Source organism: Streptomyces sp. NPDC090798 (assembly GCF_044768965.1).
Classification (GTDB): Bacteria; Actinomycetota; Actinomycetes; order Streptomycetales; family Streptomycetaceae; genus Streptomyces.
Genome location: NZ_JBIVXA010000018.1, coordinates 1 through 23,206 on the forward strand (window position 1 = coordinate 1; position 23,206 = coordinate 23,206).

Annotated in this window: 15 protein-coding genes; 14 read left to right on the forward strand and 1 reads right to left on the reverse strand. The window is 76.0% G+C overall.

The features are described 5' to 3' along the window. Positions 1-697: 697 nt before the first annotated feature. The 6 genes from ACIQTP_RS32310 to ACIQTP_RS32335 all read left to right on the forward strand — a co-directional run bounded on the left by ACIQTP_RS32310 (position 698) and on the right by ACIQTP_RS32335 (position 10,860). Positions 698-1,348: a ScbR family autoregulator-binding transcription factor gene (locus ACIQTP_RS32310; protein ID WP_403406625.1), complete on the forward strand. Its 651-nt coding sequence runs from the start codon at positions 698-700 to the stop codon at positions 1,346-1,348. Between the two features lie 797 nt (positions 1,349-2,145). Further along, the gene (locus ACIQTP_RS32315; protein ID WP_403406628.1) at positions 2,146-3,006 is read left to right on the forward strand and encodes a BTAD domain-containing putative transcriptional regulator; all 861 of its coding nucleotides are present in this window, start codon (positions 2,146-2,148) and stop codon (positions 3,004-3,006) included. Positions 3,007-3,814: 808 nt separating this feature from the next. After that, the gene (locus ACIQTP_RS32320) at positions 3,815-4,837 is read left to right on the forward strand and encodes an SRPBCC family protein (protein ID WP_403406630.1); all 1,023 of its coding nucleotides are present in this window, start codon (positions 3,815-3,817) and stop codon (positions 4,835-4,837) included. A gap of 267 nt (positions 4,838-5,104) precedes the next feature. Beyond that, complete coding sequence (locus ACIQTP_RS32325) at positions 5,105-6,802, forward strand: hypothetical protein (protein WP_403406633.1); 1,698 nt, start codon at positions 5,105-5,107, stop codon at positions 6,800-6,802. Between the two features lie 506 nt (positions 6,803-7,308). Further along, positions 7,309-8,091, forward strand: a complete 783-nt coding sequence (locus ACIQTP_RS32330; protein WP_403406636.1) for a 4'-phosphopantetheinyl transferase family protein — start codon at positions 7,309-7,311, stop codon at positions 8,089-8,091. A 531-nt stretch (positions 8,092-8,622) separates the two neighbouring features. Continuing rightward, a complete protein-coding gene (locus ACIQTP_RS32335) occupies positions 8,623-10,860 on the forward strand; it encodes a condensation domain-containing protein (protein ID WP_403406639.1) in 2,238 nt (745 codons plus the stop codon). A 1,000-nt stretch (positions 10,861-11,860) separates the two neighbouring features. Here ACIQTP_RS32335 and ACIQTP_RS32340 read toward each other — a convergent pair. Further along, a complete protein-coding gene (locus tag ACIQTP_RS32340) occupies positions 11,861-12,682 on the reverse strand; it encodes an AfsR/SARP family transcriptional regulator (RefSeq protein WP_054231258.1) in 822 nt (273 codons plus the stop codon). Between the two features lie 560 nt (positions 12,683-13,242). On the opposite strand from ACIQTP_RS32340, the gene ACIQTP_RS32345 reads away from it, so the two are divergent. From ACIQTP_RS32345 to ACIQTP_RS32380, 8 genes are all read left to right on the forward strand, one after another. After that, positions 13,243-13,437 carry an acyl-CoA carboxylase subunit epsilon gene (locus ACIQTP_RS32345; protein WP_101403443.1) on the forward strand — a complete coding sequence of 65 codons (195 nt, stop codon included), beginning with the start codon at positions 13,243-13,245 and terminating at the stop codon, positions 13,435-13,437. 146 nt (positions 13,438-13,583) lie between these two features. Continuing rightward, positions 13,584-15,233 carry an acyl-CoA carboxylase subunit beta gene (locus ACIQTP_RS32350; RefSeq protein ID WP_403406643.1) on the forward strand — a complete coding sequence of 550 codons (1,650 nt, stop codon included), beginning with the start codon at positions 13,584-13,586 and terminating at the stop codon, positions 15,231-15,233. 292 nt (positions 15,234-15,525) lie between these two features. Further along, positions 15,526-16,350 (forward strand): BTAD domain-containing putative transcriptional regulator, encoded by an 825-nt coding sequence (locus ACIQTP_RS32355; protein WP_403406646.1) that lies wholly within the window; start codon positions 15,526-15,528, stop codon positions 16,348-16,350. A 379-nt stretch (positions 16,351-16,729) separates the two neighbouring features. Continuing rightward, positions 16,730-17,533, forward strand: coding sequence for a phosphopantetheine-binding protein (locus ACIQTP_RS32360; RefSeq protein ID WP_403406648.1), 804 nt, complete (start codon positions 16,730-16,732; stop codon positions 17,531-17,533). Positions 17,534-17,564: 31 nt separating this feature from the next. Then, positions 17,565-19,616 (forward strand): polyketide synthase, encoded by a 2,052-nt coding sequence (locus ACIQTP_RS32365; protein ID WP_403406651.1) that lies wholly within the window; start codon positions 17,565-17,567, stop codon positions 19,614-19,616. Continuing rightward, positions 19,613-20,506 (forward strand): 4'-phosphopantetheinyl transferase family protein, encoded by an 894-nt coding sequence (locus ACIQTP_RS32370; protein ID WP_403406656.1) that lies wholly within the window; start codon positions 19,613-19,615, stop codon positions 20,504-20,506. The genes ACIQTP_RS32365 and ACIQTP_RS32370 overlap by 4 nt, the downstream gene beginning before the upstream one ends. A 454-nt stretch (positions 20,507-20,960) precedes the next feature. Next, positions 20,961-21,083, forward strand: coding sequence for a hypothetical protein (locus ACIQTP_RS32375; RefSeq protein ID WP_403407010.1), 123 nt, complete (start codon positions 20,961-20,963; stop codon positions 21,081-21,083). Positions 21,084-21,399: 316 nt separating this feature from the next. Then, the gene (locus tag ACIQTP_RS32380; protein WP_403406659.1) at positions 21,400-23,046 is read left to right on the forward strand and encodes a class I adenylate-forming enzyme family protein; all 1,647 of its coding nucleotides are present in this window, start codon (positions 21,400-21,402) and stop codon (positions 23,044-23,046) included. Positions 23,047-23,206 lie beyond the last annotated feature (160 nt).

Here is a 23,206-nt window from a genome sequence, read left to right on the forward strand (position 1 = left end):
CCTGTGTGGCCGGTCCCGGCCCTGGGCCCCCGGGGGTCTCGTTCCTGTGTGGCTGGTCCCGGTCCTGGTCCGCCGGGGGGTCTCGTTCCTGTGTGCCTGGTCCCGGCTCTGGGTCTGGTTCTTGTGTGGCTGGTCCCGGTTCTGGGCCTGGGGGTCTGGTTCTTGTGTGGCTGGTTCCGGCCCTGGGTGTGTGGTGGTGGGGTGGGGGCTCTGGTCGGGTGCGAGTGGGTGTCGAGTGCTGCCGTTGACCGTGGGGCGGGCGTGTGGGGGTGGCCCCTCTTCTGGTGCCGTGCGTCCGTGCGTCCGTGCGTCCGTGCGTCCGTGCGTCCGTGGGTCTTTGCGTTCGTGCGTTCGTGTGTCTTTGGCTGCTGTGTCCGGGCTGGTCTGTGTCGTTGGTTGTGTGCGGGTCCCGGTGGTGGAGGGTGCGGGGCGGCCGGGCGGGCTGGGTGAGGGGTCGGGCCGGGTGGGCGGGGGTGTTCTTCCGGTGGTGCCCGGCCTGGTGGTGCGGGCCGGTGGTGCGGGCTGGTGGTGGGGGCTTGTTGGTGGTGCGGGGCTTGGTGGTGTGGCTGTGGGGGTGGGTTGGGTTTGTGTGTGGTGCCGGGGTTGGGGTGGGGTGCGGAGTGGGAAACATACCGGGCGTGCGGTTTGGTAGGTTGGGGTGTGGCTGGTGGTGGTTGGTGTGGGGAGGTGGGGTGGGGTGGTGAGGCAGGTGCGGGCGGTGCGGACGCGTCGGGCTTTGGTGTGGGCGGCGGCTGAGGTGTTTGCGGAGGACGGGTATGCGCTGGCGTCGTTGCCGGTGATCAGCAGGCGGGCGGGGGTGAGTACCGGGGCGCTGCATTTCCATTTCCCGAGTAAGGATCTTCTGGCTCGTGAGGTGGAGGCGGTGGCGACGGTGTCGGTGCAGCGGCTGGTGGTGCGGGAGGGCGCCGGGGCCGGGGCCGGGGGTGGGGGTGGGTTGCAGTTGTTGGTGGATGTCAGTGGGGATCTGGTGGCGGCGCTGGCGGTGGATCCGGTGCTGCGGGCCGGGTTCGAGCTGGGTGGTGATCCTTCGCGTAAGAGTGCGGAGGGGCCGGGGCGGTGGTGGAGTGAGTGGGTGCATGCGCTGCTGCGTGAGGCGCAGGGTGCGGGGGAGCTGGCGCGGGGGGTGTCTCCGGAGGCGGCCGCGGTGGCTGTGGTTGCTTCCGTTGCCGGGTTCGGCCGGCTTGCCTCCCGTCACCGTGTGCGTTCCTCTTCGCATCTGGTGGAGCAGTTCTGGGCCCTGCTGCTGCCGGGCCTCGCGGCTCCCTCGCGCCGGCTGCCGGTCCTGCCCGGTCCCCGGGCCGCTGGAGCCGACCGCACCCCCAGGTAAACAGACCGCATGGTCCGGCAATGGGAAAGTCAAACCGCCGGCAGAGTGGCCGCGGCAGCCGGAATCCCGCCCGGTCAGGACGCTTATGTGTCGGAAGTCGGGTTCTCTCGAGGGGATCTCGAGCGTCGGCGGAGAGAAAACAAGACCGCTGGTTTGAGATTGACATACCGTCCGTGCTGTTTTTTACTCGGTGGTGTCGGGTGGATCCCGGACGACGGGCGCGCCCCCCCGGGCCGGCCCGCCGGCAGCATCGGGGCCCGGAGAGACCGGGTACCGGCAGACGGAGGCCCGGCGGCATCGGGGCCCGGCAGGATCGGAGCCCGGCTGGATCGGGGCCCGGCAGGATCGGGTACTGGCAGACGGAGTCCCGGCAGGGTCGGGGCCCGGCAGTCCAGGGCCCGGCAGGGTCGGGGCCCGGGGAGTCCCGGGTCCGGCAGTCCGGGGCCCGGCAGGGTCGGGGCCCGGGGAGTCCGGGGTCCGGCAGGTCCGGGGCCCGGCAGGGTCGGGGTCCGGTGGTCTGGGGAGTCCGGGGTCGGGCAGGGTCGGGGCCTGGGGAGGCGGGGCTTGGCGGTGCCGGTGGTCTGGTGGTGCGGGGCTGGGGTGGTGCGGGTCTGGTGGGCCGGGCGGGTGGTGCGGGTTGCGGGAGTTCCGGGGCCGGGGTCCGGGAGGGTCCGGGGTCCGGGGTTCGGGAGGGTCCCGGGGTTTGGGGTTCGGGAGGGTTCGGGGTTTTCGGGGGTCTGGGTGTGGACGGGGTCCCGGGGGCCGGTAGAGCGCAGTGGACGGACAGGGGAGACGGCGTGGACACCGACATACTGGGCACACTTGCGGTGCGGGAGAGGGGTGTTTCGATCACTCCGACCGCTCCCAAGCCGCGGCAGGTGCTGGCGCTGCTGGTTTTGCAGGCCGATCAGATGGTGCCGGTGGGCATGTTGAGTGAGGAGTTGTGGGGCGGCAGGCCGCCGCGTAGTGCGCGGCCCACTCTGCAGACGTACATTCTGCAGTTGCGTGAGCTGATCACTGTGGCGCTTAGGCGGGATGCGGCTGATGCCCGTACGGCCAAGGATGTGCTGCTGACCGTGCCGGGCGGTTATCTCCTCAAGAGTGGTGAGGGCGGCAGTGACGTGCGGGAGTTCGAGCGGCTGGCCGGGCTGGGTTACCGGGCGATGGACGCTGCTGATTTCCCCGGGGCTGCCCGGCATCTGCGGGCCGCGCTCGCGTTGTGGTCCGGGCCGCCGCTGGCCGATGTGCATGCCGGGATGCACCTGGCCACTGAGGTCAAGCGGCTGGAGGAGAGCCGGCTGTGCGCGCTGGACCAGCGTATCGAGGCCGATCTGCGGCTGGGCCGCCACCGTGAGCTGCTGGCCGAGCTGACCGTGCTGGTCAGCCGCTATCCCACGCACGAGAGTCTGTGCGGGCAGTACATGCTGGCCCTCTACCGTTCCGGGCGCCGGGGTGAGGCCCTGGACGCCTACCAGCGGCTGCGCGCCACTTTGGTGCGCAGTCTGGGCCTGGAACCGTCGGCGGCGCTGAGCAAGTTGCAGCGTTCCATCCTGATGGCCCGGCCGGACGGCTCACCGGCCACCGCGCCCGGTCCCGCGGGGCCGGGTTCCACGGGGACCGGTCCCACGGGGACCGGGCGCCTCGCCCCGGTCGGCTGACTCCTCCTCTCGCCCCGCTCCCGCCCAGGTCCCGGCCCCTCCCGCCGGGACCTGACGCATGCCCCGCACCCGGCCCCCCGCCCCCCGTCCTCCCCGTACCGGGGGCTTGCGGCCGAGCCGCCCACCCCGCCCGTGCCGCCCGGTTGGCCCCGCATCCCGTCCGTCCACCCCGCCCGTGCCGCGCGTCCGGCCCTCATCCCGCCCGTGCCGTCCGGTTGGCCCCGCATCCCGTCCGTCCACCCCGCCCGTGCCGCCCGTCTGGCCCTCATCCCGCCCGTGCCGCCCGTCCGGCCCTCATCCCGTCCGTGCCGCGCGTCCGGCCCTCATCCCGCCCGTGCCGTCCGGTTGGCCCCGCATCCCGTCCGTCCACCCCGCCCAAGCCGCCCGTCTGGCCCTGCACCTCGTCCGAGCCGCCCGTCCGGCCCTCACCCCGCCCGTGCCGTCCGGTCGCCCCCGCATCCCGTCCGCCCCCCCACGCCGCCCGCTCGTCCGCCCCCCCACGCCGCCCGCTCGTCCGCCCCCCCACGCCGCCCGCTCGTCCGGCCCCGCGCCCCGTTCGCCCGTGCCGCCGCGCTGCCGTAACCGCCCGTGCCGCCCGTGCCGCCCGTGCCGTGCGTGCCGCCCGTGCCGTGGGTGTTGTGGGTGTCGGCTGTGTGGGGCGTGGCGGCTGTGGTGGGTGGCGTGCGGCGGTGGTGGTGCTGTTGTCCGGTCGGCGGTGTGGGGTGTCGGGTGGGGGTCTGGGCGGGCGCGAGGCGGGCTCGAGTGGCGGGGGGCAGGGTGGGGTGTGCCTGGAGGAGGAGGGGCCGGCATGTCGTCGCGCGTGCACGCCTGTGAGTACATGGTGGGGGTGGCTGCTCCGGCCGGTGTCGTGTACGGGATGCTGGCCGACGCTGTCCGCTGGCCGGTGTTCTTGCCCTCGGTCGTGCATGTCGAGCGTTTCGATTTCGACGGGGTCCAGGAGCGGCTGCGGATGTGGGAGCTGGCCGATGCGGCCGGTGCCGGTGGTGCGGCCGATCCGGCCGGTGCGGGCGGTGTGGGCGGTGTGCTGGGTGGCCGGGTTGGGTCCTGGCATGTCCGGCGGGTGCTGCACCCTGATGCCCGGGCGGTCGTGTTCGAGCAGGAGGACGCTGCCTGGCCGGGCAGTGTGACCTCGGGGGTGTGGAGTGTGCGGCCGGCGGGTGAGAGGGAGTGTGTGCTGGTCCTGCGTCAGGAGCGCGGGCTGCCGGTGGCGCCGGCTGCGGACGGGGCTGGTGCCCGCCGGGAGGCGGAGGCGGAGGTGCACCGCCGGCTCGCTGAGATGCGGCGGGCGGCCGAGTGGTGGGAGCAGCTGGATGAACTGCTGCTGTCGTTCGAGGAGCGGGTGCGGATCGAGGGCCCCGCGGAGCTGGTCTATGACTTCCTCTACCGGATCGACGACTGGCCCGAGTGCCTCCCGCACGTGGAGTGGGCCAGTGTGCGCGAGGACGTGGCGGGGATCCAGGTGGCGTCCCTGGACACCTGTGCCGCGCCGGGCGGGCGGACGGTGAGCACGCAGGCGGTGCGGCTGTGTTTCCCGCATGCCGGGCGGATCGTCTACAAGGAGACACGCATGCCCGAGCTGATCGCCGCGCACAGCGGTGAGTGGTCGCTGCTGCCGGACGCGTGCGGGGTCACGGTCGTCGCGGCCCACCAGGTGATGCTCCGGCAGGAGGCCGTCGCCCCGGTGCTCGGGGCGGGTACCGGCCTGCTCGAGGCCCGCGACCATGTCCGTGCGTGGCTGTCGCGTGCCAGTACCCAAGTGCTGGGCCTGGCCAAGTGGCATGCCGAGAGCACCGTCCGCCGTCTGCGATGAACTGGTGACCAGATGAACAGGAGGCCGGTCATGGCCGTCACCCAGCCCGCCGCGCCCAGCACCCCCGCCCCCGCCCCTGCTTCTGCCCCGGCTCCTGCCCCTGCCCCTGCCCCGGCTCCTGCCCCGGCTCCTGCCCCTGCCCCTGCCCCTGCCCCTGCCCCTGGCCCTGCTCCTGGTCCGGTTCCTGCTCTTGCTGCCTCGCCGGCCCGGCCGGCGGCCCCGGCCCCGCGGTCCGCGCCGTCTGGGCCGCCCGCGCTGTCTGGGCCGGTGGTGCGGGGGGAGACGGGGAGCGGGAGGCGCGGGGGCGCCGCCGGCCCGGCCGGGCCGGCGGCGCCGGGAGGGCTGGCGCACCGGTATGCGGCGCTGCCGCCGCCGCTCGAGGTGGGGCTCGCCGCGCTGCGGCTGGAGGCGCTGCTGGGCGATCCCCGCGATGCGGCCAACCCCTACAGCCTGCCCGCCCTCGCCGCCGCCCCTGCCGGGTCTGCCGCCCCTGCCGCCCCTGCCGGGTCTGCTGGGTCTGCTGGGGCGGGGGAGGGCCGGGCCGGGCGGGCGGCCCCGCTTCTCGCGGCGGCCGGTCTGGGACAGGTGCGCGCTGCCGACCAGCGGGTGCGTGCCCTGCGTCCGCTCCTGCGCCGGGATTTGGCCCTGGGGCATGCCGCGGGCACGTCCGGCACGTCCGGTGCGTCTGGTACGCCGCCTGCCGGGCGTGCCCGGGGGCAGGTCGCGGAGTCCTGTCCGGTGCCCGCCGCGCTGCTCGGCCCGGCGGCCCTGGTGGCGGCCGCCGGCAGCGTGCTGCGCCAGGCCGCGCTCACCGTGGCCGGCCGCGGCGGTGAACCGGCCCTGCGGCAGTGGCAGCCCGTGCTCGCCGCCGCCTTTGCCGACCTGCTGGCCTGCGAGAGTCTGACCTGCGTGGCGCTGCGCCACCCGGCCGCCCCCGCCCCCGCCCCCGCCCCCGGCCCCGGTCCCGGCCCTGGTCCTGGTCCTGGTTCCGGCCCCAGCCCCGGTTCCGGTCCCGGTCCCGGTTCCGGTTCCGGTTCTGGTTCCGGTTTCGGTTTCGGCCGGGGGGTGGGGGCGGGACTGCTGGGTGCGGTGGCCGGTTATGTGGTGCCGACCGTGCTGGCCGACGTACTGGCGCAGCTGGGGCTGGTCCTTGCCGAATGCGGTCACGGGCCCGCCAGTACCGGGGGCCGGATGCTCGCGAAGCTGATCCGCGACCTTCCCCTGGCCGGGGTGGACGCGGCGGGCGCCGCGCACTGGCAGGCCCGTCTGGCCAGGGCCCTGCCGGCCCTGGCGGCCGAAGAGTCCCGTGTCCCGTACCGCGGCGTCCCGTACCGCGGCCCGGCTCCCGCCCTCTTCCGGCTCGCCGACCCGCCCGCCCCTGTCCCCGTCCCTGTCCCTGTCTCCGTCCCTGTCTCCGTCTCCGCTGCCGGTGTGGGCGCTGTCGGGGAGCAGGGGGACGGGTACACCCCGGACGGGCACGGGTCCGGCCGCTTCACCCCGCACGGGCACGAGCCGGGCGGGGACGGCCCGGGTGGGGACAGCGTGGTGCTGTCGGGTCTGCTGCGTGCCGGTGGCGCCCGTCCGGAGGGTGTGGATGCGGACCGTGCCGCGCTGGGGGCGCTGGCCCGGCGGCTGCTGACCGAGCAGCGTGCGCTGCGCCGGCCGTGCCGCACGGCCGGTGTGGACCCCGGCGCTCCGGTGGCGCGGGCGCTGGCGGACCGGCAGGCCCTGCTGTGGCTGGCCGCCGCCGTGCTCGGCGTCAGGGAGGCCGCCGACGACGGCCGTGGCCTGTTTCTGGGCGGTACGCACTGGGCGCTGCTCGCGCTGTCGGGCATCGCCGGGCGGCTGGGCGTGCCGCTGCCCGGACCGGTTCCCGACCCGCGCGCCGCCGTCTGGGCGGAACTGGCCGGCCGCGTCCGCCACGGCGTGGACTGCGACGTGTATGCCACCCGGCTGCTGTGGTGAGCGGGCACAGCCCGGCCGACGGCCCGGGCAGCACCACACCCCCCGGGACCACACCCCCCGGGACCACACCCCCCGGGCTCGCACCCCCCGGGCTCGCACCCCCCGGGCTCGCACCCCCCGGGCTCGCACCCCCCGGGCTCGCACCCCCTGGGGCCATGTCCCCCGGGGCTGCGCCTCCCGGGATTGTGTCCGCCGGGGCGGGTTCCGGCGGACACGGTTCCGGCGGGCCGGGGCGGAACGGGGCGGGGGACGGCGGGGGAGAGCGGGTGTCCGGCCCGCTGCTGCCCGGGCTGCCCTCCGGCCTGCCGCCAGAGGCCTCGCCTGTGCCTGTTGCGCCGTCCGGTGCGCCGCCTGTTGCGCCGTCCGGTGTGCCGCCGGGTCTGCCGGCCGGGCTGCCGCCGGGTGTGCCGGCCGGGCTGGTGTCCGGGTGGGGGGCAGGGGGGCTGTCCGGGGTGTCGTCGGGGTGGCCGTTGCACGTGGCGGGGCCGGACGGGCCGTGGGAGCAGGTGCATGACCAGCTCGCCGGGCAGGGCCATGTCCTGGTGCACACCACCTGGGGGCAGTGGCTGACGGCGGCGCTGCTGGATCCCGGGCTGCGGGGCCTGCTCGGCCGTGACTGGCCGCGTTACCGGCAGACGGCCGCCCCGGCGGGCCGGCTGCGGTTCGCCGTCTCCCGGATGGTCCTCAAGCACACCGCGGCCGCCGTGCTCCAGGTTCCCGCGGACGCCCTCGACCTCGCCTACCGGCCGGGCGGCCGTCCGCATCTGCGCGGCCTGGCCGAGGCCGAGGTGAGCCTGGCCCACACCGACGAGCTGATCGTGGTCGGCATCAGCCGCAGCGGGCCGATCGGGGTGGACGCCGAGCCCGTCACCCGCCGGCCCTCCTTCGAGCTGCTGCACCCCTACGTGTGCACCCCGGACGAGGCCGCGGCGCTCGCCGCGCTGGGCGAGGACGAGCGGGCGCTGCGGCTGCTGCACCTGTGGACCCTCAAGGAGGCCTACACCAAGGCGCTCGGGCACGGCATGCGGCGCCGTTTCTCGGCGGTCGGGTTCTGCCGTGACGAGCAGGGCCGTACGGTCCTGGCCGGCGAGCCGGACGGCGCAGCGCGGTGGATTTTGGCCACCCATCTCGTCCACGGCCGGTATCTGGTCAGCAGCGCCCGCCGCCCGTCGCAGGAAATCGAGAGCGCTTCGCGGACCGCTCCACACCCGCTCGAGGGAACAGGCCTCCCACCTGCGGCGACGTTAGGCTGGCAGCTGCCGGGCAGCTCCGGCGCACAGCCGACATGACGAGAGGCGGGCGTCGTGAACCACCGTGCAGCCACCCCACCGCACCCGGCCCGGCCCGCCCCGCCCCGGCCTGTCCCCGCCCGGCCTGTCCCCGCCCGGCCTGTCCCCGTGCGGCCTGTCCCGGTGCGGGGCGCCGCCGCCGCAGGACGTCCCGGCGGCAGCTTTCGCCGCCGCCCGGCCCGCCGCGGGCCGGGCGCCGCGGCCCGCGCCCGCCGTGCGGCCGGCCCGTCCGCCGTCACCCGGCCCGATGCCGTCCCGCCCGCACCCGCACCCGCACCCGCACTCGCGCCCGCGGCTGCCGCGTCCGCAGTGGCAGTGGTCGTGCCCGCCGTGCCTGCCGTGCCCGCGTACGGCCGGCTCCGCCCGCCCGCCGGGCCGGCCGTACGTGTCCTTCCCCCGCCCCTGCACCCCCTGCACCCCCTGCACCCCTTGCCGTCCTTGCCGGTCTTGCCGGTCTTGCCGGTCCGGTAAGGGGGGCAGGGGGCCGGTTTGCCGTGCCGCGGGGGCGGGTGCTGGGGTCGGGGAGGGCGGATGAGCAGCCAGTACGTGCCGCAGGGCGCTGTCCTTGTTGTGGTCCACGAGCCGGTCCCGCTGTCGCCGGGCGGTCCGCTGGTCCTGGAACTGCGCGGCCCGCTGGGCCCGGCGGACGCCGAGACGGTCGCCGCCCGGCTCGCGCAGCGCCACCGTGCCTTCGATGTCGCGCTGGACAGTCACCGGCCCGGCCACCACACGCTGCGTCTGACCCCGCCCGCCGCGGGCGGGTTTGCTGCGCTGCCCGCGGACCTGCTGGCCGACCTGCTGGCCCCGCCCCCGCCGGGCGGGGAGATCCTCCCGGTCACCGGACACCAGCAGACCCTGCTGCGCGCCGCCCTCACCCCCACCCCCACCCCCACCTCCGCCTCCGTCGGCGCCGACAACACCGGCAACACCGACAACACCGACGGCGGTGAGGGTGGTGAGGGTGGTGAGGGTGGCGAGGGTGGTGGGGGTGGTGGGGGTGGTCTGGTCGAGCAGTTGTACTGGGACTGGTCCGGGCCTCTCGACGTGGCGCGGTTCGCCGCGGCGTGGCAGTCCGTCGTCGACCGGGAGTGTGTTCTGCGGGCCTGTTTCGACTGGGTTGCCGCGCCGCGTCTGGTGCTGCACGCCCGGGCCGAGGCGGATATCGCCGTGTATTCCGCGGCTGCCGTCACCTGGCCCCAGCTTCTGCGGCGGGACCGGGCGCGGGGGTTCGCGCTGCACCGGCCGGGGCTGTTGCGTCTGAGCGTGCTGGAGGCGGAGTGCGGGGGTGGTGCGGGTGCGGCGCCGCCGCGGGTGCTGCTGAGCTATCACCCGGCCCTCCTCGACGAGCGGGGTGTGCACCTGCTGCTGCGGGAGTTCTACCGCGCCTACGCCGGCGGCGGTGTCCTGCCCGGCGGGGAGCGCCGTCCCGACCTGCGTGACCATGCCCGCTGGCTGGCCGGCCAGGACACCACGGCCGCGCGGCAGTTCTGGGCCCGCGCCGTGCCGCCGCCGCGGGCCGCCACCCGCCCGGGACGGCCGGGCGGCGCCACCGGGCAGAGCGGGCCCGGTCTGCTGCACACCCGGCTGCGGGCGCCGGAGACCTTCCGGCTGCGTTCCTGGGCCGCGCTGCGCGGCGCCGCCGAGTCCAGCGCGTTGCACCTGGTGTGGGCGCTGCTGCTGTACCGGGCGGCGGGCGCGCGGGGGCCGCTGCCGGTGAGTTTCGGGGTGCAGCTGTCGGGCCGGGACATCGCCCTGCCGGGTGCCGCGGGCATTCCCGGCCTGCTGGACAGCCCGATGCCGATGACCGTGACCGTCGATCCGGCCGCCCCGCTGGCGGACCTGCTCCACCAGGTCCGTGACACGCTGCTGGACCTGGCCGCCTACCCGTGGGCCAGCACCGAGACGATCCGCGCGTGGACCCCCCGCCCGCCCGCCGCCCCCGCCCCCGGTCCCGCTGCCGGTCCCGCTGTCGGTCCCGCTGCCGGTCCCGCTGCCGGGCGCGTTGCCGGTCCCGTTGACGGGTTCGGTCCGGTCTGCGGTGCCGGCGGCACTCTGGTGCGTTTCGACGGCCCGCTTCCGCTGCCGAAGGCCCTGCGCGGCGAACTCGCCGCCCAGGGCGTCCACGCGGACACCCCCCGCAGCGCGGCCGGCGCCACCGGCGGGCCCGTCACCCTCGCCGCCCGGCACGACACCGCGGGCGGCCTGGTCCTGGGCCTGTTCCACGACCGGGCGCATCTGGCGGACGAGGACGCCGCCGCTCTGCACTCCCAGTGCGTACGCCTGCTGCGCGCGCTGCCCGAGTACCGGCAGGCCGAGGCCAGTGCCGGCCAGCTGCTGGACCTGCTGGCCCAGGCCGCGATACCGCGCGTGGCCCGGCCCGTGCCGCCCCCGCCGCACCCCGCCCTGAGCGTGCTGCGGCCCGGGCATCCGCACGCGGACGTGATCTGCCTGGTCACCGCCCCCGGCGTGCCGGCGGGCAGCTACGACCTGTTCGTCCGCGGCCACCGCGGCCCGGAACAGATCGTGGCCGTGCACCCCGACGGCGTGCCGGGCGGGCCGGGCGTGCTGCACCAGGCCTTCGGGCCGGGCCGGCGCCTGGTGCTGTGCGGGTGCGGGCCCGGGGGGAGGGCGGCCTACGAACTCGCCCAGCGCACGCCGGGTGCTCCCGGCGCCGTGGCGGCCGTGGTCATGACCGGCATCGGCGACGCCGCCGCCGGCGCGGCCGCCCTCGCCCGGGGGGTGCGCTCCGTCCTGGCCCCGCCTCCCTGAACCCGCCCGCCCCGTGCCGAGGCTGGTCCCGCCGGAGCCGGACGTCCGTCCGGCCGCCGCGCGCAGCCGTCACGTCGAGGGTGAGTACGTGCCGGGGCTTCTTGACGTACCCACCGAGAAGACGTACCCACCTAGACGGCGTGCTCGGTCAGACGGCGTGCTCGGTCAGAGGGCGTGCTCGGTCAGAGGGCGTGCTCGGTCAGAGGGCGTGCTCGGTCAGAGGGCGTGCTCGGTCACCCTCGTCACGGATGGCGAGGGTGATGCTGTGGAGGAGCACCCCGCCGGCTTCGAACGTGGGGAGCCGCAGCCGGTCCACGGCCTCCTTCTGGCAGGTCTGTGTCGGGACGTCCGGTGAGCGGGTGGCAGCAGACGATCGGCCGGCCCTCTGCCGGCCGTCCGTGCCTTGCGCCGGTCCGCCGTCATCGGCCGGACGGCATCGATCCCGCGCTGCACGCCCTGGGCGGCGCTCAACACGCGGGCCGAGCAGGGATGTCCGGGTGTCCTGGCGCCGGCGGCCGGCATGCGGCGATACCGGCGCGGCCGACGGGCCGGGAGGGGCGGGTGCGTGTGTCCCGCCCGGCATGATCTCGCGGCTGCGATGTGTTCAGCGATCGACGAGGACGACGAGATCGACCTCTTCGTCGAGATGGGCGCGGCGGGTGTCATGCCTGATGACCGAGCCTGCGGATGCTGCCGTTCAGCGGGTGGGACGGCAGACACCGCCGGGCAGCCCGGGCGGACCCCGCCCGCCTGCGCGCGTCCCCGGTGCCCGCCGTCCCTCCCGCCGTACCCGCCGTACGCCCCTGCCGTACGTCCCTGCCGTACGTCCCTTGCTGTGCCTGCGGGTTGTGCCCGCCGGCCGCCGGCCCCGCACTGCCCGCCCGCCCCGGCCCCGTACGCAGCCGGCCCGCAGTGTTCCTCCCGTCCTGGCCCGCTGCCCGTTGCCGCCGCGGTCGCGGCGGGCGGCGGGCAGCGGGCCGGGGGGCCGGGGGGCCGGCCGTCAGGCCGTGAACAGGTCGTAGGTGGAGCTGTGGCGTGGTCCGGCGAGGACGTCCAGCTGGGGATCGACGGTCAGGACGGCCTGGTGGAGGCGCTGCAGCTGGGGGGAGGGTTCCACGCCCAGGTCCTCGATCAGCCGCACCCGCAGTCGGCGGTAGACCTCCAGCGCGGAGGCCTGCCGGCCCGAGCGGTAGAGCGCCACCATGGCCTGGGAGTGCAGTCCCTCGTGCTGGGGGTGACGGGCGGTCAGTTCGATGAGTTCGGCGATGAGTTCGGCATGCCGGCCCAGCCGCAGGTCGGCGTCGATGCGCCGTTCCACGGTGACCAGCCGGCTCTCCTCCAGCCGTACCACCTCGATCTCCAGGACCGGTCCCAGCCGCACGTCGACCAGGGCGGGGCCCTGCCACAGGCCCAGGGCCGCCTTGAAACGGGCGGCGGAGACCTCGTCGTCGCCGCTCTCGAAAGCGGCCTGTCCCTCCCTCGTCAGCCGGTCGTACTGGTGCACGTCGACGCAGTCGGGCGGGATCTGCAGCAGATAGCCGCCGTGCCGGGTGGCCAGCACCTCCTTGGCGCCGCCCGGCGCACCGGGCCCCATCGCGGTGCCCAGCCGCCGGCGCAGCTGCAGGATGTAGGTCTGCAGCGTGGTCAGCGCACTCTGCGGCGGCTGTGTCGCCCAGATCTCCTCCATGAGGGTCGGGACGGGCATCACCCGCCCGGGATACAACGCCAGCAGCGACAGGATCTGCCGCGGCTTGCCCGCGCTCGGAACGATGGATCCCCCGTTGACCTCGGCACTCAACGGACCCAGAACCTGAATCCTCACGGTCTCCTCCGTATTCCGCATTCCGTATGTCGTCGAGCTCCTTGTCCCGTTCCACTCCGGTGGCCGGAAATCCGCGCCGCCGCTCACGCTAGCCGCGGCCGTCCCCGTCCAGCGTTTTCCTGGATCCGTTCTCGAGCGGACTTCCAAGTCCGGTGCTGCGTACGCCGTTCGACGCGCTGGAGAACGTGTGTACGGCCGCTCGAGGAGAACTCCTGATTCCGCTGTCGCCGCACTCCAGACGGCTACCGTCGTCCCTTTTCCCACGCCGGCGCGGCCGCCGGCCCGATCCGTTATCACCGGGACGGGCGCAGTCAAGACACCATTTCCCCGGCCCCGCCGCGTACGCGCCGCACCGCGCGCCGCCCGCGCCGCCACCCGGCCCCCGCCGCCTCCCCGGCCGCCCGCCCGCACGGACGGCGGCTGGCCGAAGCGTTTCCCCCCGCCCCGCGGCACACCCCGCGCCGTCCCCGCGCCGTCCCCGGGTGCGGCGTCCTTCGAGCGCAGTGAGAGCGGTTCTTGAGCCGGGTGGCCGACGGTGTCCCCACGACCGAAGGAGGGGTATGGGCACGCCGGAGCACCACGAGCCCGTCCTGCGCGTGGAGCGCGGGCAGGCCAGCGACGAGGAACTGGCCGCACTCACCGTGGTGCTGCTCGCGCTGCGCGCGGGCGGCGCGTTCCCCCGCCGGGGCAGGCCGGTCAACGGCTCCCGCTGGTGGCGGCCCCGCACCCACCGGGCCCCGCGCAGCTGGCAGTGACACCGGCCCGCACCCACCGGGCCCGGCCGGCAGTGACACCGGCCCGCACCCACCGGGCCCGGCCGGCAGTGACACCGGCCCGCACCCAGCGGGCCCGGCGCGGCCGGCAGTGATGCGGAACTCCCCGCCCCAGAAAGGGACCTGACATGGCAATGACCACCGCCCCCGCCCCTGTTCCCGCCCCCGCCCCTGTTCTCGCCCAGGGCCCGGCCCCCGCCCAGGGGCCGGCCCCCGCCGCGGGGCCGGCCGGCGTCCGCGGACGCGTGGCCGAACTGCACGCGATCCGCGAGGCGGCCCGGCTGGGCCCGGGGGAGAAGGCGACCGCCGCGCAGCACGCCAAGGGCAAGCTGACCGCCCGCGAACGCATCGCCCTGCTGCTGGACGAAGGCAGCTTCCAGGAGGTCGAGCAGCTGCGCCGGCACCGGGCGACCGGGTTCGGCCTGGAGGCGAAGAAGCCGTACACCGACGGTGTCGTCACCGGCTGGGGCACGGTGGAGGGCCGTACGGTCTTCGTCTACGCGCACGACTTCCGTATCTTCGGCGGCGCGCTGGGCGAGGCCCACGCCACGAAGATCCACAAGATCATGGACATGGCCATCGCGGCCGGCGCGCCGCTGGTCTCCCTCAACGACGGTGCGGGCGCCCGCATCCAGGAGGGCGTCTCCGCGCTCGCCGGGTACGGCGGCATCTTCCAGCGCAACACCAAGGCGTCCGGTGTCATCCCGCAGATCTCGGTGATGCTCGGCCCGTGCGCGGGCGGCGCCGCCTACAGTCCCGCGCTGACGGACTTCGTGTTCATGGTCCGTGAGACCTCGCAGATGTTCATCACCGGCCCGGACGTCGTCAAGGCGGTCACCGGCGAGGAGATCACCCAGAACGGGCTCGGCGGCGCCGACGTCCACGCGGAGACCTCCGGTGTCTGTCACTTCGCGTACGACGACGAGGAGACCTGCCTCGCCGAGGTGCGCTACCTCCTGTCGATGCTCCCGCAGAACAACCGCGAGAACCCCCCGCACACCACCCCCCACGACCCGGCCGGACGGCGCGGCGAGAGTCTCCTGGACCTGGTCCCCGCGGACGGCAACCGCCCCTACGACATGGCGAAGGTCATCGAGGAGATCGTCGACGACGGCGACTGCCTGGAGGTCCACGAGCGCTGGGCCCGCAACATCATCTGCGCGCTGGCCCGTCTGGACGGCCAGGTGGTGGGCATCGTCGCCAACCAGCCGCAGACCCTGGCCGGTGTGCTGGACATCGAGGCCTCCGAAAAGGGCGCGCGCTTCGTGCAGATGTGCGACGCCTTCAACATCCCGATCGTCACCCTGCTGGACGTGCCCGGATTCCTGCCCGGGGTGGACCAGGAGCACGGCGGGATCATCCGCCACGGCGCCAAGCTGCTGTACGCGTACTGCAACGCGACGGTGCCGCGGATCTCGCTCATCCTGCGCAAGGCGTACGGAGGTGCCTACATCGTCATGGACTCCCAGTCCATCGGCGCCGACCTCACCTACGCCTGGCCCACCAACGAGATCGCCGTGATGGGCGCCGAGGGCGCCGCCAATGTCATCTTCCGCCGGCAGATCGCCGAGGCCGCCGACCCCGAGGCCATGCGCGCCCGCATGGTCAAGGAGTACAAGTCCGAACTCATGCACCCCTACTACGCCGCCGAACGCGGCCTGGTCGACGACGTCATCGACCCCGCCGCCACCCGCGAGGTCCTCATCCGCTCCCTGGCCATGCTGCACGCCAAACACGCCGACCTGCCCTCCCGCAAACACGGCAACCCCCCGCAGTAACCCCCGCCCCGCCCTCTCCCGTCCCGCCCCCGCCCTGTCCCGTCCCGGGAGCAGACCGGGCGGTCTGCTTTGCGGGCCGCCGGCCGGGGCGGGCGGAGCCGGGGCCCGGCCCCTCCCCGGAGGGTGCGGACCGGGGAATTCCGGCCCCCGGGCGGCCTGTTACCCGTCTGCCGCGGGTCTGCTGCCGGCCCGTCACCCGACAGAAACAGCATGAACGGTCTAGTATTGACAGACCGGACGTGCTGTTTTGTAATCGTGGGTGCGGCACGGCACACCGACCAGGGGAGACGGCGTGGACATCGACGTACTGGGCGCACTGGCGGTGCGGGAGAACGGGGTGTCCATCACCCCGACCGCGCCGAAACCGCGGCAGGTCCTGGCTCTGCTGGCGCTCCACGCCGACCAGGTGGTGCCGGTCGCGGCCCTCATCGAGGAGCTGTGGGGCACGGCCCCGCCGCGCAGCGCCCGCACCACGCTGCAGACGTACGTGCTGCAGCTGCGCGAGCTCATCGGGCAGGCGCTGGGGGACGACCGGGCCGCCGCCAAGGACGTTCTGATGACCCTGCCGGGCGGCTATCTGCTCGCCTCCGGCGGCGGCAGCAGTGACGTGCGCGCCTTCGAGCGGCTCGCGGGGGAGGGCTACCGGGCCATGGACCAGGGCGCCTTCGCCGAGGCGGCCCGCACCCTGGGCCGGGCGCTGGCGCTGTGGACCGGGACCGCGTTCGCCGACGTCCAGGCCGGGGCGCAGCTGGCGATGGAGGCCCGGCGGCTGGAGGAGAGCCGGCTGTGCGCGCTGGACCAGCGCATCGAGGCCGATCTGCGGCTGGGCCGCCACCGCGAACTGCTGCCCGAACTGACCGTGCTGACCAGCCGTTACCGCACCCACGAGAACCTGCACGCGCAGTTCATGCTGGCCCTGCACCGCTCGGGGCGGCGCAGCGAGTCGCTCAGCGTCTACCACCAGCTGCGCGCCACCCTCGACACGGACCTGGGCCTGGAGCCCTCGCCGCGGCTGCGGCGGCTGCAGCACTCGATCCAGACCGCGGCGCCGGAGGCGGCACCGGCGCCCGCCCCGGCCGACGGCGCAGGGGCGCCCGCACCCGCGCGGGTGCGCTGACACGGCGCGGACCCGCGCGGGCCGGCACGGCAGGCCGCGGCACGGCAGGCCGGCCGGGCAGGGCCGTGCGGCAGGGCGGCTTTCGCGGGGGCAGTGCGCGAAGTGACGCGCGAAGTGACGCGCGAAGTGACGCGCGCAGTGACGCGCGAAGGGATGCGCGAAGGGATGCGCGCAGTGGCGCGTGGAGCGCGGCGTGGGGGATGCGGTGACGGTGCCGGCGGGCGGCTCATTCTTTGGGCGGAGGGCCACAGCGGCGGCTGGTTCCCGGGAGCCAGTCACCACCGGCGGGGATCACCACGGCCGGGGATGTGGCGGGGTGCCGGCGGCGCCCACAATGCCACAACGGCCACCCGGGATACGACCCTTGGAGACGCCCACCATGACATCCGTCCCTCAGCCGCCCGCGGTCTCGCCGACGCCCGCGGCCGACGTGCTCGCCGAGCTCACCGCGGTGCTGGCGGGCATGATGAGCGTCGAGCCGCAGACGCTCGACGCGCAGGAGCCCTTCCGGCTGCTGGGCCTGGACTCGATGCTGTCGGTCGAGTTCGTCGCGGCGCTCAACGCCCGCTACGGCACCCGGATCGCGGCCACCGCACTGTATGAGCACCCGACGCCGGAGGCACTGGCCCGGCACGTCGCGGCCGAACTCGGCACCCCCCGCCCCGCCACAGCCACAGCCGCAGAGGCAGAGGCAGAGGCAGAGGCGGAGACGGATGTGGCCGCGGCCGCGGTCGTGGATGTGGATGTGGAGGCGGTCACGGACACGCTGCGGGGGCAGCTCGCCGGGATCCTGCACTGCGGGCCGGGGGACATCGATGTGAGCGCGCCGTTCGCGGCGCTGGGGCTGGACTCGATCCTGGCCGCGGAGTTCCTGGCCGGCATCAACCGCACCTACGGCCTCAGCGAGCAGGCCGACCTGCTCTACGACCAGCCCGACCTCGGGGCCATGGCGGCGTACGTCGGCGCGCGGGCGGCGCAGAGCGCGCACCGCACGCCCGCCTCCGGCCGTTCCGGCGCGGCTCCTGCCGTCCTGGCCGGGCGGGCAGGGCCGTCCCCGGCGTCGGGCGGCGTCCAGGGTTCGCCGGCGGCGGGGGTCGATCTGGACGCGCTGCTCGACGCGGTACGTGACGAGGTGCTCAGCATCGACGAGGCGGCTGCCCTGCTGGCGGCCCGCTCCGCCTGACGGACCGTCCGAGACGAAGGGCGCACGGTTGATGGACACCCGGGAGATCCTGACGCGGTTCAAGGGCGGCACCCTGCGGCGTGAGCACGCCGTGGCCCTGCTGGCCGGCACTTCGCCGGTGGCGGCCCCGCCGGTGGTGGCCCTGCCGGTGGCGGCGGAGCGTGAGCCGCTGCCCCCTCCCGGCACTGTTCCCGTCCCCGGCACTGTTCCCGGTGCCGGCGCCGGGAACAGTGCCGGGGCGGGGGCGGGGGCGGTGATGCCGTGTGCGGTCGTGGGGATCCAGGGCCGTTTCCCGCAGGCAGGGGATCTGGACGCGTTCTGGCGCAACGGGCTGCGGGGGCGCATCGCCGCGGCCGCGCTCCCGGGCGGTCGGCGGTCGGCGTGTGCGGGCTGGCGGGGGCATTTCCTGGACGGTGTGGAGGAGTTCGACCCGGACCTGTTCGGGCTCGATGCCCGGGAGGCGGCGGGGCTGGACCTGCCCGAGCGGCTGCTGGCGCAGAGCGCGTGGCAGACGCTGGAGAGCGCCGGATACGCCGGAGCGCGTCTGGAGCGGCTCACCGCTCCCGACGGCACGGCGCGCAGCGTGGGGGTGTATGCCGCTCTCGGCCCGGCCGGCGGCGCGCCGGCGGGCACCGGGCGCCGGCACACCGTCTCCGCGGCTTCCCGGCCCGGACCGGCCGCGCGGCTGTCGCGGCTGCTCGATCTGCGCGGGCCCAGTCTGAGCGTGGACACCGGTGACTCCTCCTTCCTGACCGCGCTGCACCTCGCGCTCGGCGCGCTGCGCGCGGGCGAGTGCGCCGCGGCGCTGGTCGGCGCGGTCGAGCTGCGCCTGCATCCGGCGTGCCAGCGGCCCGGCGGCGGTGAGGGGGTGGCGGCCGTGCTGCTCAAGCCGCTGGCCGCGGCCCGTGCCGACGGCGACCGTGTGCACGCCGTGATCCGCTCCAGCGCGGTCGGCCACCCGGGCCGCGCCGCCCCCGGCCCGCAGCACGGCCGGCTGGTCGGCCGCGCGCTGGCCGCGGCCGGCCTGCGGCCCCCGGGCGAGGGCCCGCGGCATCCGGACGCCGGCCCGCAGGTCCCGGACTGCGGCCCGCAGCTGGAGGCGCCGGACGCCGGCCTGGAGGCTCTGGGGGTCGGTCTGGAGGAGAGTTCCCGGACGGTGGCGGCGCTGGTGGGTGATGCCGGGGCGGTGACCGGAGCGGCGGCCCTGGTCCGCGCCGTGGGGCAGCTGCGCCACGCCGTGCTGCTGGCCGGGCCGGACCGCCCCGCGCCCGCCGCCTGGGAGCCGGCCCGCCGCGACGACGGCACGGTGCTGCCCCGCAGGGCGCTGGTCAGCGTGCCCGGCCCCGCGGACCCCGCGGACCCTGTAGATGCCGCAGATGCCGTGGGTCCCGCAGACGCAGCGGACGGCGTGGACGGCACGGAGGGCACGGACGGTACGGACGGCACGGACGGCACGGAGGGCACGGAGGGCGTGGAGGGCGTGGAGGGTGTGGGTGCGGTGCTGGTCGTGGAGGAGGCGCCTGCCGTTCCCCGCGCCCCGGCCCGCACGGGCCCGCCGCCGGGCACGCGTCCCGCGGAACTGGTGCTGCTGTCCGCCGCGACGCCCGCGCACCTGGCGGCCACCGCCGGCCGGCTCGCGGCCCGCCTGTCCGGCACCGGCCGGGACGGCGGCCCGGCCGGCCCGGATCTCGCCGCGGTCGCGCACGAACTGCGCCTGGGGCGGGCGGTGTTGCGCTGCCGTCTGGCGGTGACCGTCCGCACGGTCGCCGAACTGGCCGACGCGCTGGCCGGCTTCGCCGCGCACCCCGGCCCGGGCACAGACCCGGCGGGCGTACGCAGCGCCGACCTGCGCACCGCCGCAGGCCCGCCGCTGATCGAGGGACTGGAGGAGACCCGCGCCTACGTGGCCGCCCTGTGGCAGGGCGGCCGCCTGGAGCAGCTGACACGGCTGTGGCTGGCCGGGGTCGACGTCTGCGCCGTACTGCCCGCGCATCCCGGCCCGGCCGCCGTCGAGCTGCCCGCCACCGTGCTGCGGCCCCGCCCGCTGGAGCCCGGCCCCGGCACGGACGGAGCACCGCAGTGACCACCCGCCCCGCACCCCCGACCACCCCCACCCCCACCCCCATCCCCGCTCCCGAGCCCGCCCCCGAAGCCGCTCCTGGTGCGGGGGGCCGGGAGCCGGTCAAGCTGTGGCTGTGTCCCAACGACGGCCTGCCGCCCGAGGTCGCCGGCCTGCTCGCCACGCACTGGCTGGATGCGCAGGAGCAGAAGACCGCGAGCCGCTTCCTGTTCGAACGCGACCGGCGCCAGTACCTCCTGGCCCACACACTGGTGCGGCGCGCGCTGGCGCTGGAGGCGGGCCTGGCCGAGGCGGAGCTGGTCATCTGGCGCTCCGCGCGGGGACGGCCCTTCTTGCGGCCCGCCGCCGCGGGAGGGCCGCGCGGCGGGTCCCAGCTGGACTTCAACCTCTCCCACGCGGGCGGCTACAGCCTGCTGGGCATCGTGCGCCGGCACCGCATCGGTGTGGACGTGGAACGGCTGGAGGACCGGGACGAGCGGGCCATCACCACCATCGTGCGCACCTTCGCCGCCCCGGAACGGGAATGGGTCGCACAGGCCGGCGCCGGGCCGGCCCGGGACCGGCGCGCGCTGCGCGTGTGGACCCTCAAGGAGGCCTACTCCAAGGCCCGCGGCCTCGGTCTCGGGCTGCCCTTCGACGCGTTCGTCTTCACGCTGGACGACGAACGCGGCGTACGGGCCTTCACCCCGCCGGCCGACGACACGGCCCGTCCGTGGCGGTTCGTCGAACTGGAGCCGGTGCCGGGCGTGCTGGTCGCCGTCGCCGTGCCCGCCGACGAGGCGCAGGACCCGGTCGTGCACCTCGGCTACGGCTTCCCCTGGAGCCGCGCGGCACTGCGCAGCTTCCCGCTGCCCCGCCCGGTGGGCGGACACCCCCCAGCACTCCCCGCGTAAGACGTGTGCGGCAGGCGTGCGGCAGGCGTGGGGAAGCGGCCCGCGTCCACCGGTGGCGGTCCGCCGCACGCGCCGGCGGCAGCACCGAAAACGGCAGCGAAACCTTCTGTGCCGGGCGCCTTGGGCCCGCCGGGGATGGCCGTACGACGATCACTTCGCAGGCCCGTTCCTTCGGCCAGGCCGCTGCCCGCTGTGCCGCGAACCGCCCTTCCTGTCCGCCCGCCCTGCTCCCTGCGGTCGGGGAACTCGCCGGCCCTCCCTCAAAAGGCGCCCGGGTCGCGGACGCCGGTGCCGGCACCGGGCTGGCGACCGCTCTCCCGCGCGCCCGCGGCGCGCACGTCATCGCGGTCGAGCCCGGCCCCGCGATGGCCTCGCGGGTGTGCCTGCGGCTGCCTGACGTCCCTCTCGTGCTCGGGACGGCGGCCACCTGCCGCTGGCCTCCGGATCCGCCGACATCCGCACCTGCGCCCAGGCCTGGCACTGGACCGGCCCGCGCAGGTCCGTCCCGGAAGCCGTCCGGGTGCTGCGCCCCGGGACGCCACACGGGCGTTCCTGGCCGCGGAGCGCGGCCTCCTGACGGAAGTCTTCCCGGACAAGACGGTCGAGGAGCGCTGTGTGGTGAACCCGGCCGTTGCCGCCCCCTGACACCGCGCGGCGACCGGGCCTGCGGCCCGCACCACCCGCCCCGCCCGCCCCGCCGGTACAGGCCGCCCCGCCCGCACCGCCGGTACAGGCCGCCCCGCCGGTACGGGCGGGGCGGGCTGTATCCGGTGCGAGGGGGGGCCGGGCGGGCCGATCTCCAGCGGGTTTCGAAGGGGTCTCGAGCCCGGCCGCCGACCGTGGGGCATCCGGACATCCGCTGCTTTTGCTGTCTGCCGCCGGGAGGTCGTGCCGTGCCCATCCTCAGGTATCTGGAGAGCCCGCTGGACGACCTGCTGCGGCGGGCCGCGGCCCGTGACGCGGACGCCCCGGCCGTCACCGTGGCCGGGGCAGGCGCCGGGGCCGGGGCCGGGGCTGGGGCCGGGGTGTCGTTCGAGGCCCTGGACCGGGAGGCGGACCGTGTCGCCCACTACGTGCGGCGCACGGCGGGCCGGGCCGGCGCGGTCGTCGCCGCGGCCACCACCCTCGACGCGGTCTTCCCCGCCGTGTACTACGGCACCGTCCGCAGCGGCCACCCGCTCGCCCTGCTCGACCCGTTGATGGGGCCGGCCGCCCTGTACGAGGTGTGCTCGGCGGCCGGGGCCGAGATCGCCTTCGTACCCGCCGCGCTGGCCGGGCTGCTCGCCGGGCTCGGTGACCGGCTGCCCCTGCTGCACACCGTCGTCCTCACGGACGCCCCGGCGGACGCGGCAACAGACACGCCGGCGGGTGCGGGCGGGGGTGTGCCGCTGGCGCGGGCGCTGGCGTCGGTGCCCGCCGGCCGGCCCGTGCGGACACCGACGCCGGGCGTGGACACGGTGGCGTGCCTGCAGTTCGCCCCGGACGGTGCGGGACGGCTGAACGGGGTGCGGCTGACGCACCGCAACCTCCTCGCGGGCGCCGCCCAGATTGCCCTCGCCCACCGTCTGGGCCCCTCCTCCGTCGTCCTCAACCACCTGCCGCACTACCACGCCGTGCACCTCAACTCGGCCGTCCACGCCGGGGCCCGGCAGGTGCTGTGCCCAGACCCGGATCCCTTCGGGGCACTGGACGCGGCCGTGCGGGCGGGGGCCACCCACTTCTACGCCCCGCCCGCCCGGCTGCACCGCCTCGCCGGCGACACCCGGCTGGGCGGGGCCGCCGCCAGGACGGGCGCCCGCCGGCTGAGCGCCCTCCACGTCAGCGGCGGCGCGCTGGAGCCCGACCGCGCCCGCCGGCTGCGCGACGCGCTGCGCGTGCCGGTCCTGCAGGGCTACGGCCTCACCGAGGTGTGTGCCCTCTCCCACCACCAGCCGCCCGGCTCGCGGCCCGGTCTCGGCGCGGTCGGGGTGCCGCTGCCGGGCACCGAGTGCCGGGTCGTCCTGCCGGGCAGCGCGCGGCCCGCGCCGGTGTGGTCGACCGGCCAGGTGCAGATCCGCGGACCGCAGCTGAGCCCCGGCCCGCCGGCCGGCCTAGCCGGGGCACCGGCGGACACGGACGGCTGGCTGTCCACCGGCGATACGGGCTACCTCGACGCGGACGGCGGACTGCACCTGGTGGATGCGCCCGGGTCCGTGTTCACCTGCGACGACGCGCTGGTCGCCCCGGCCGTGGTGGAACGGGTCATCGGCCAGGACCCGCGGGTGGCCGACTGCATCGTCGCGGACTGGCCCGACCCGGCACGCGGCGCCCTGGTCTGGGCCGGCGTGGTGCTGCGCGAGCGGCCCCCCGGCGACGACTCCGGCCTGCTCGACGTCCTCGGCTCGGTCGCCGAACAGGCCAACGCCCGGCTCGGCCCCGGCGAGCAGATCCGCCGCCTGGAGGCCCTCGACGCCGTCCCCCGCCGGCCGGGCGGCCGCCCCGCCCGCCGTGAACTGCGCCGCCGGCTGCACGCCCTGGCCGCCGTGGAGGCCGCCGCCTGACCCTCACCGCCCTGCGGCGCGGGGTGAGGGGGGATAGCGGACGGGTCGGGGCCCGCTGGAGCGCACCGGACACGGCCGCGCCCGCCGCCTACGGTGAACCGGGCGGGACATCCAAGGACCCGGCAGGACAGACATCCAAGGACCGGCGGGACAGACGTCC

Coding starts and splice junctions, on each gene's coding strand:
- ACIQTP_RS32335 (WP_403406639.1), top strand. CDS start 8,623: ATGAGCAGCCAGTACGTGCCGCAGGGCGCTGTCCTTGTTGTGGTCCAC.
- ACIQTP_RS32365 (WP_403406651.1), top strand. CDS start 17,565: ATGGACACCCGGGAGATCCTGACGCGGTTCAAGGGCGGCACCCTGCGG.
- ACIQTP_RS32320 (WP_403406630.1), top strand. CDS start 3,815: ATGTCGTCGCGCGTGCACGCCTGTGAGTACATGGTGGGGGTGGCTGCT.
- ACIQTP_RS32350 (WP_403406643.1), top strand. CDS start 13,584: ATGGCAATGACCACCGCCCCCGCCCCTGTTCCCGCCCCCGCCCCTGTT.
- ACIQTP_RS32360 (WP_403406648.1), top strand. CDS start 16,730: ATGACATCCGTCCCTCAGCCGCCCGCGGTCTCGCCGACGCCCGCGGCC.
- ACIQTP_RS32345 (WP_101403443.1), top strand. CDS start 13,243: ATGGGCACGCCGGAGCACCACGAGCCCGTCCTGCGCGTGGAGCGCGGG.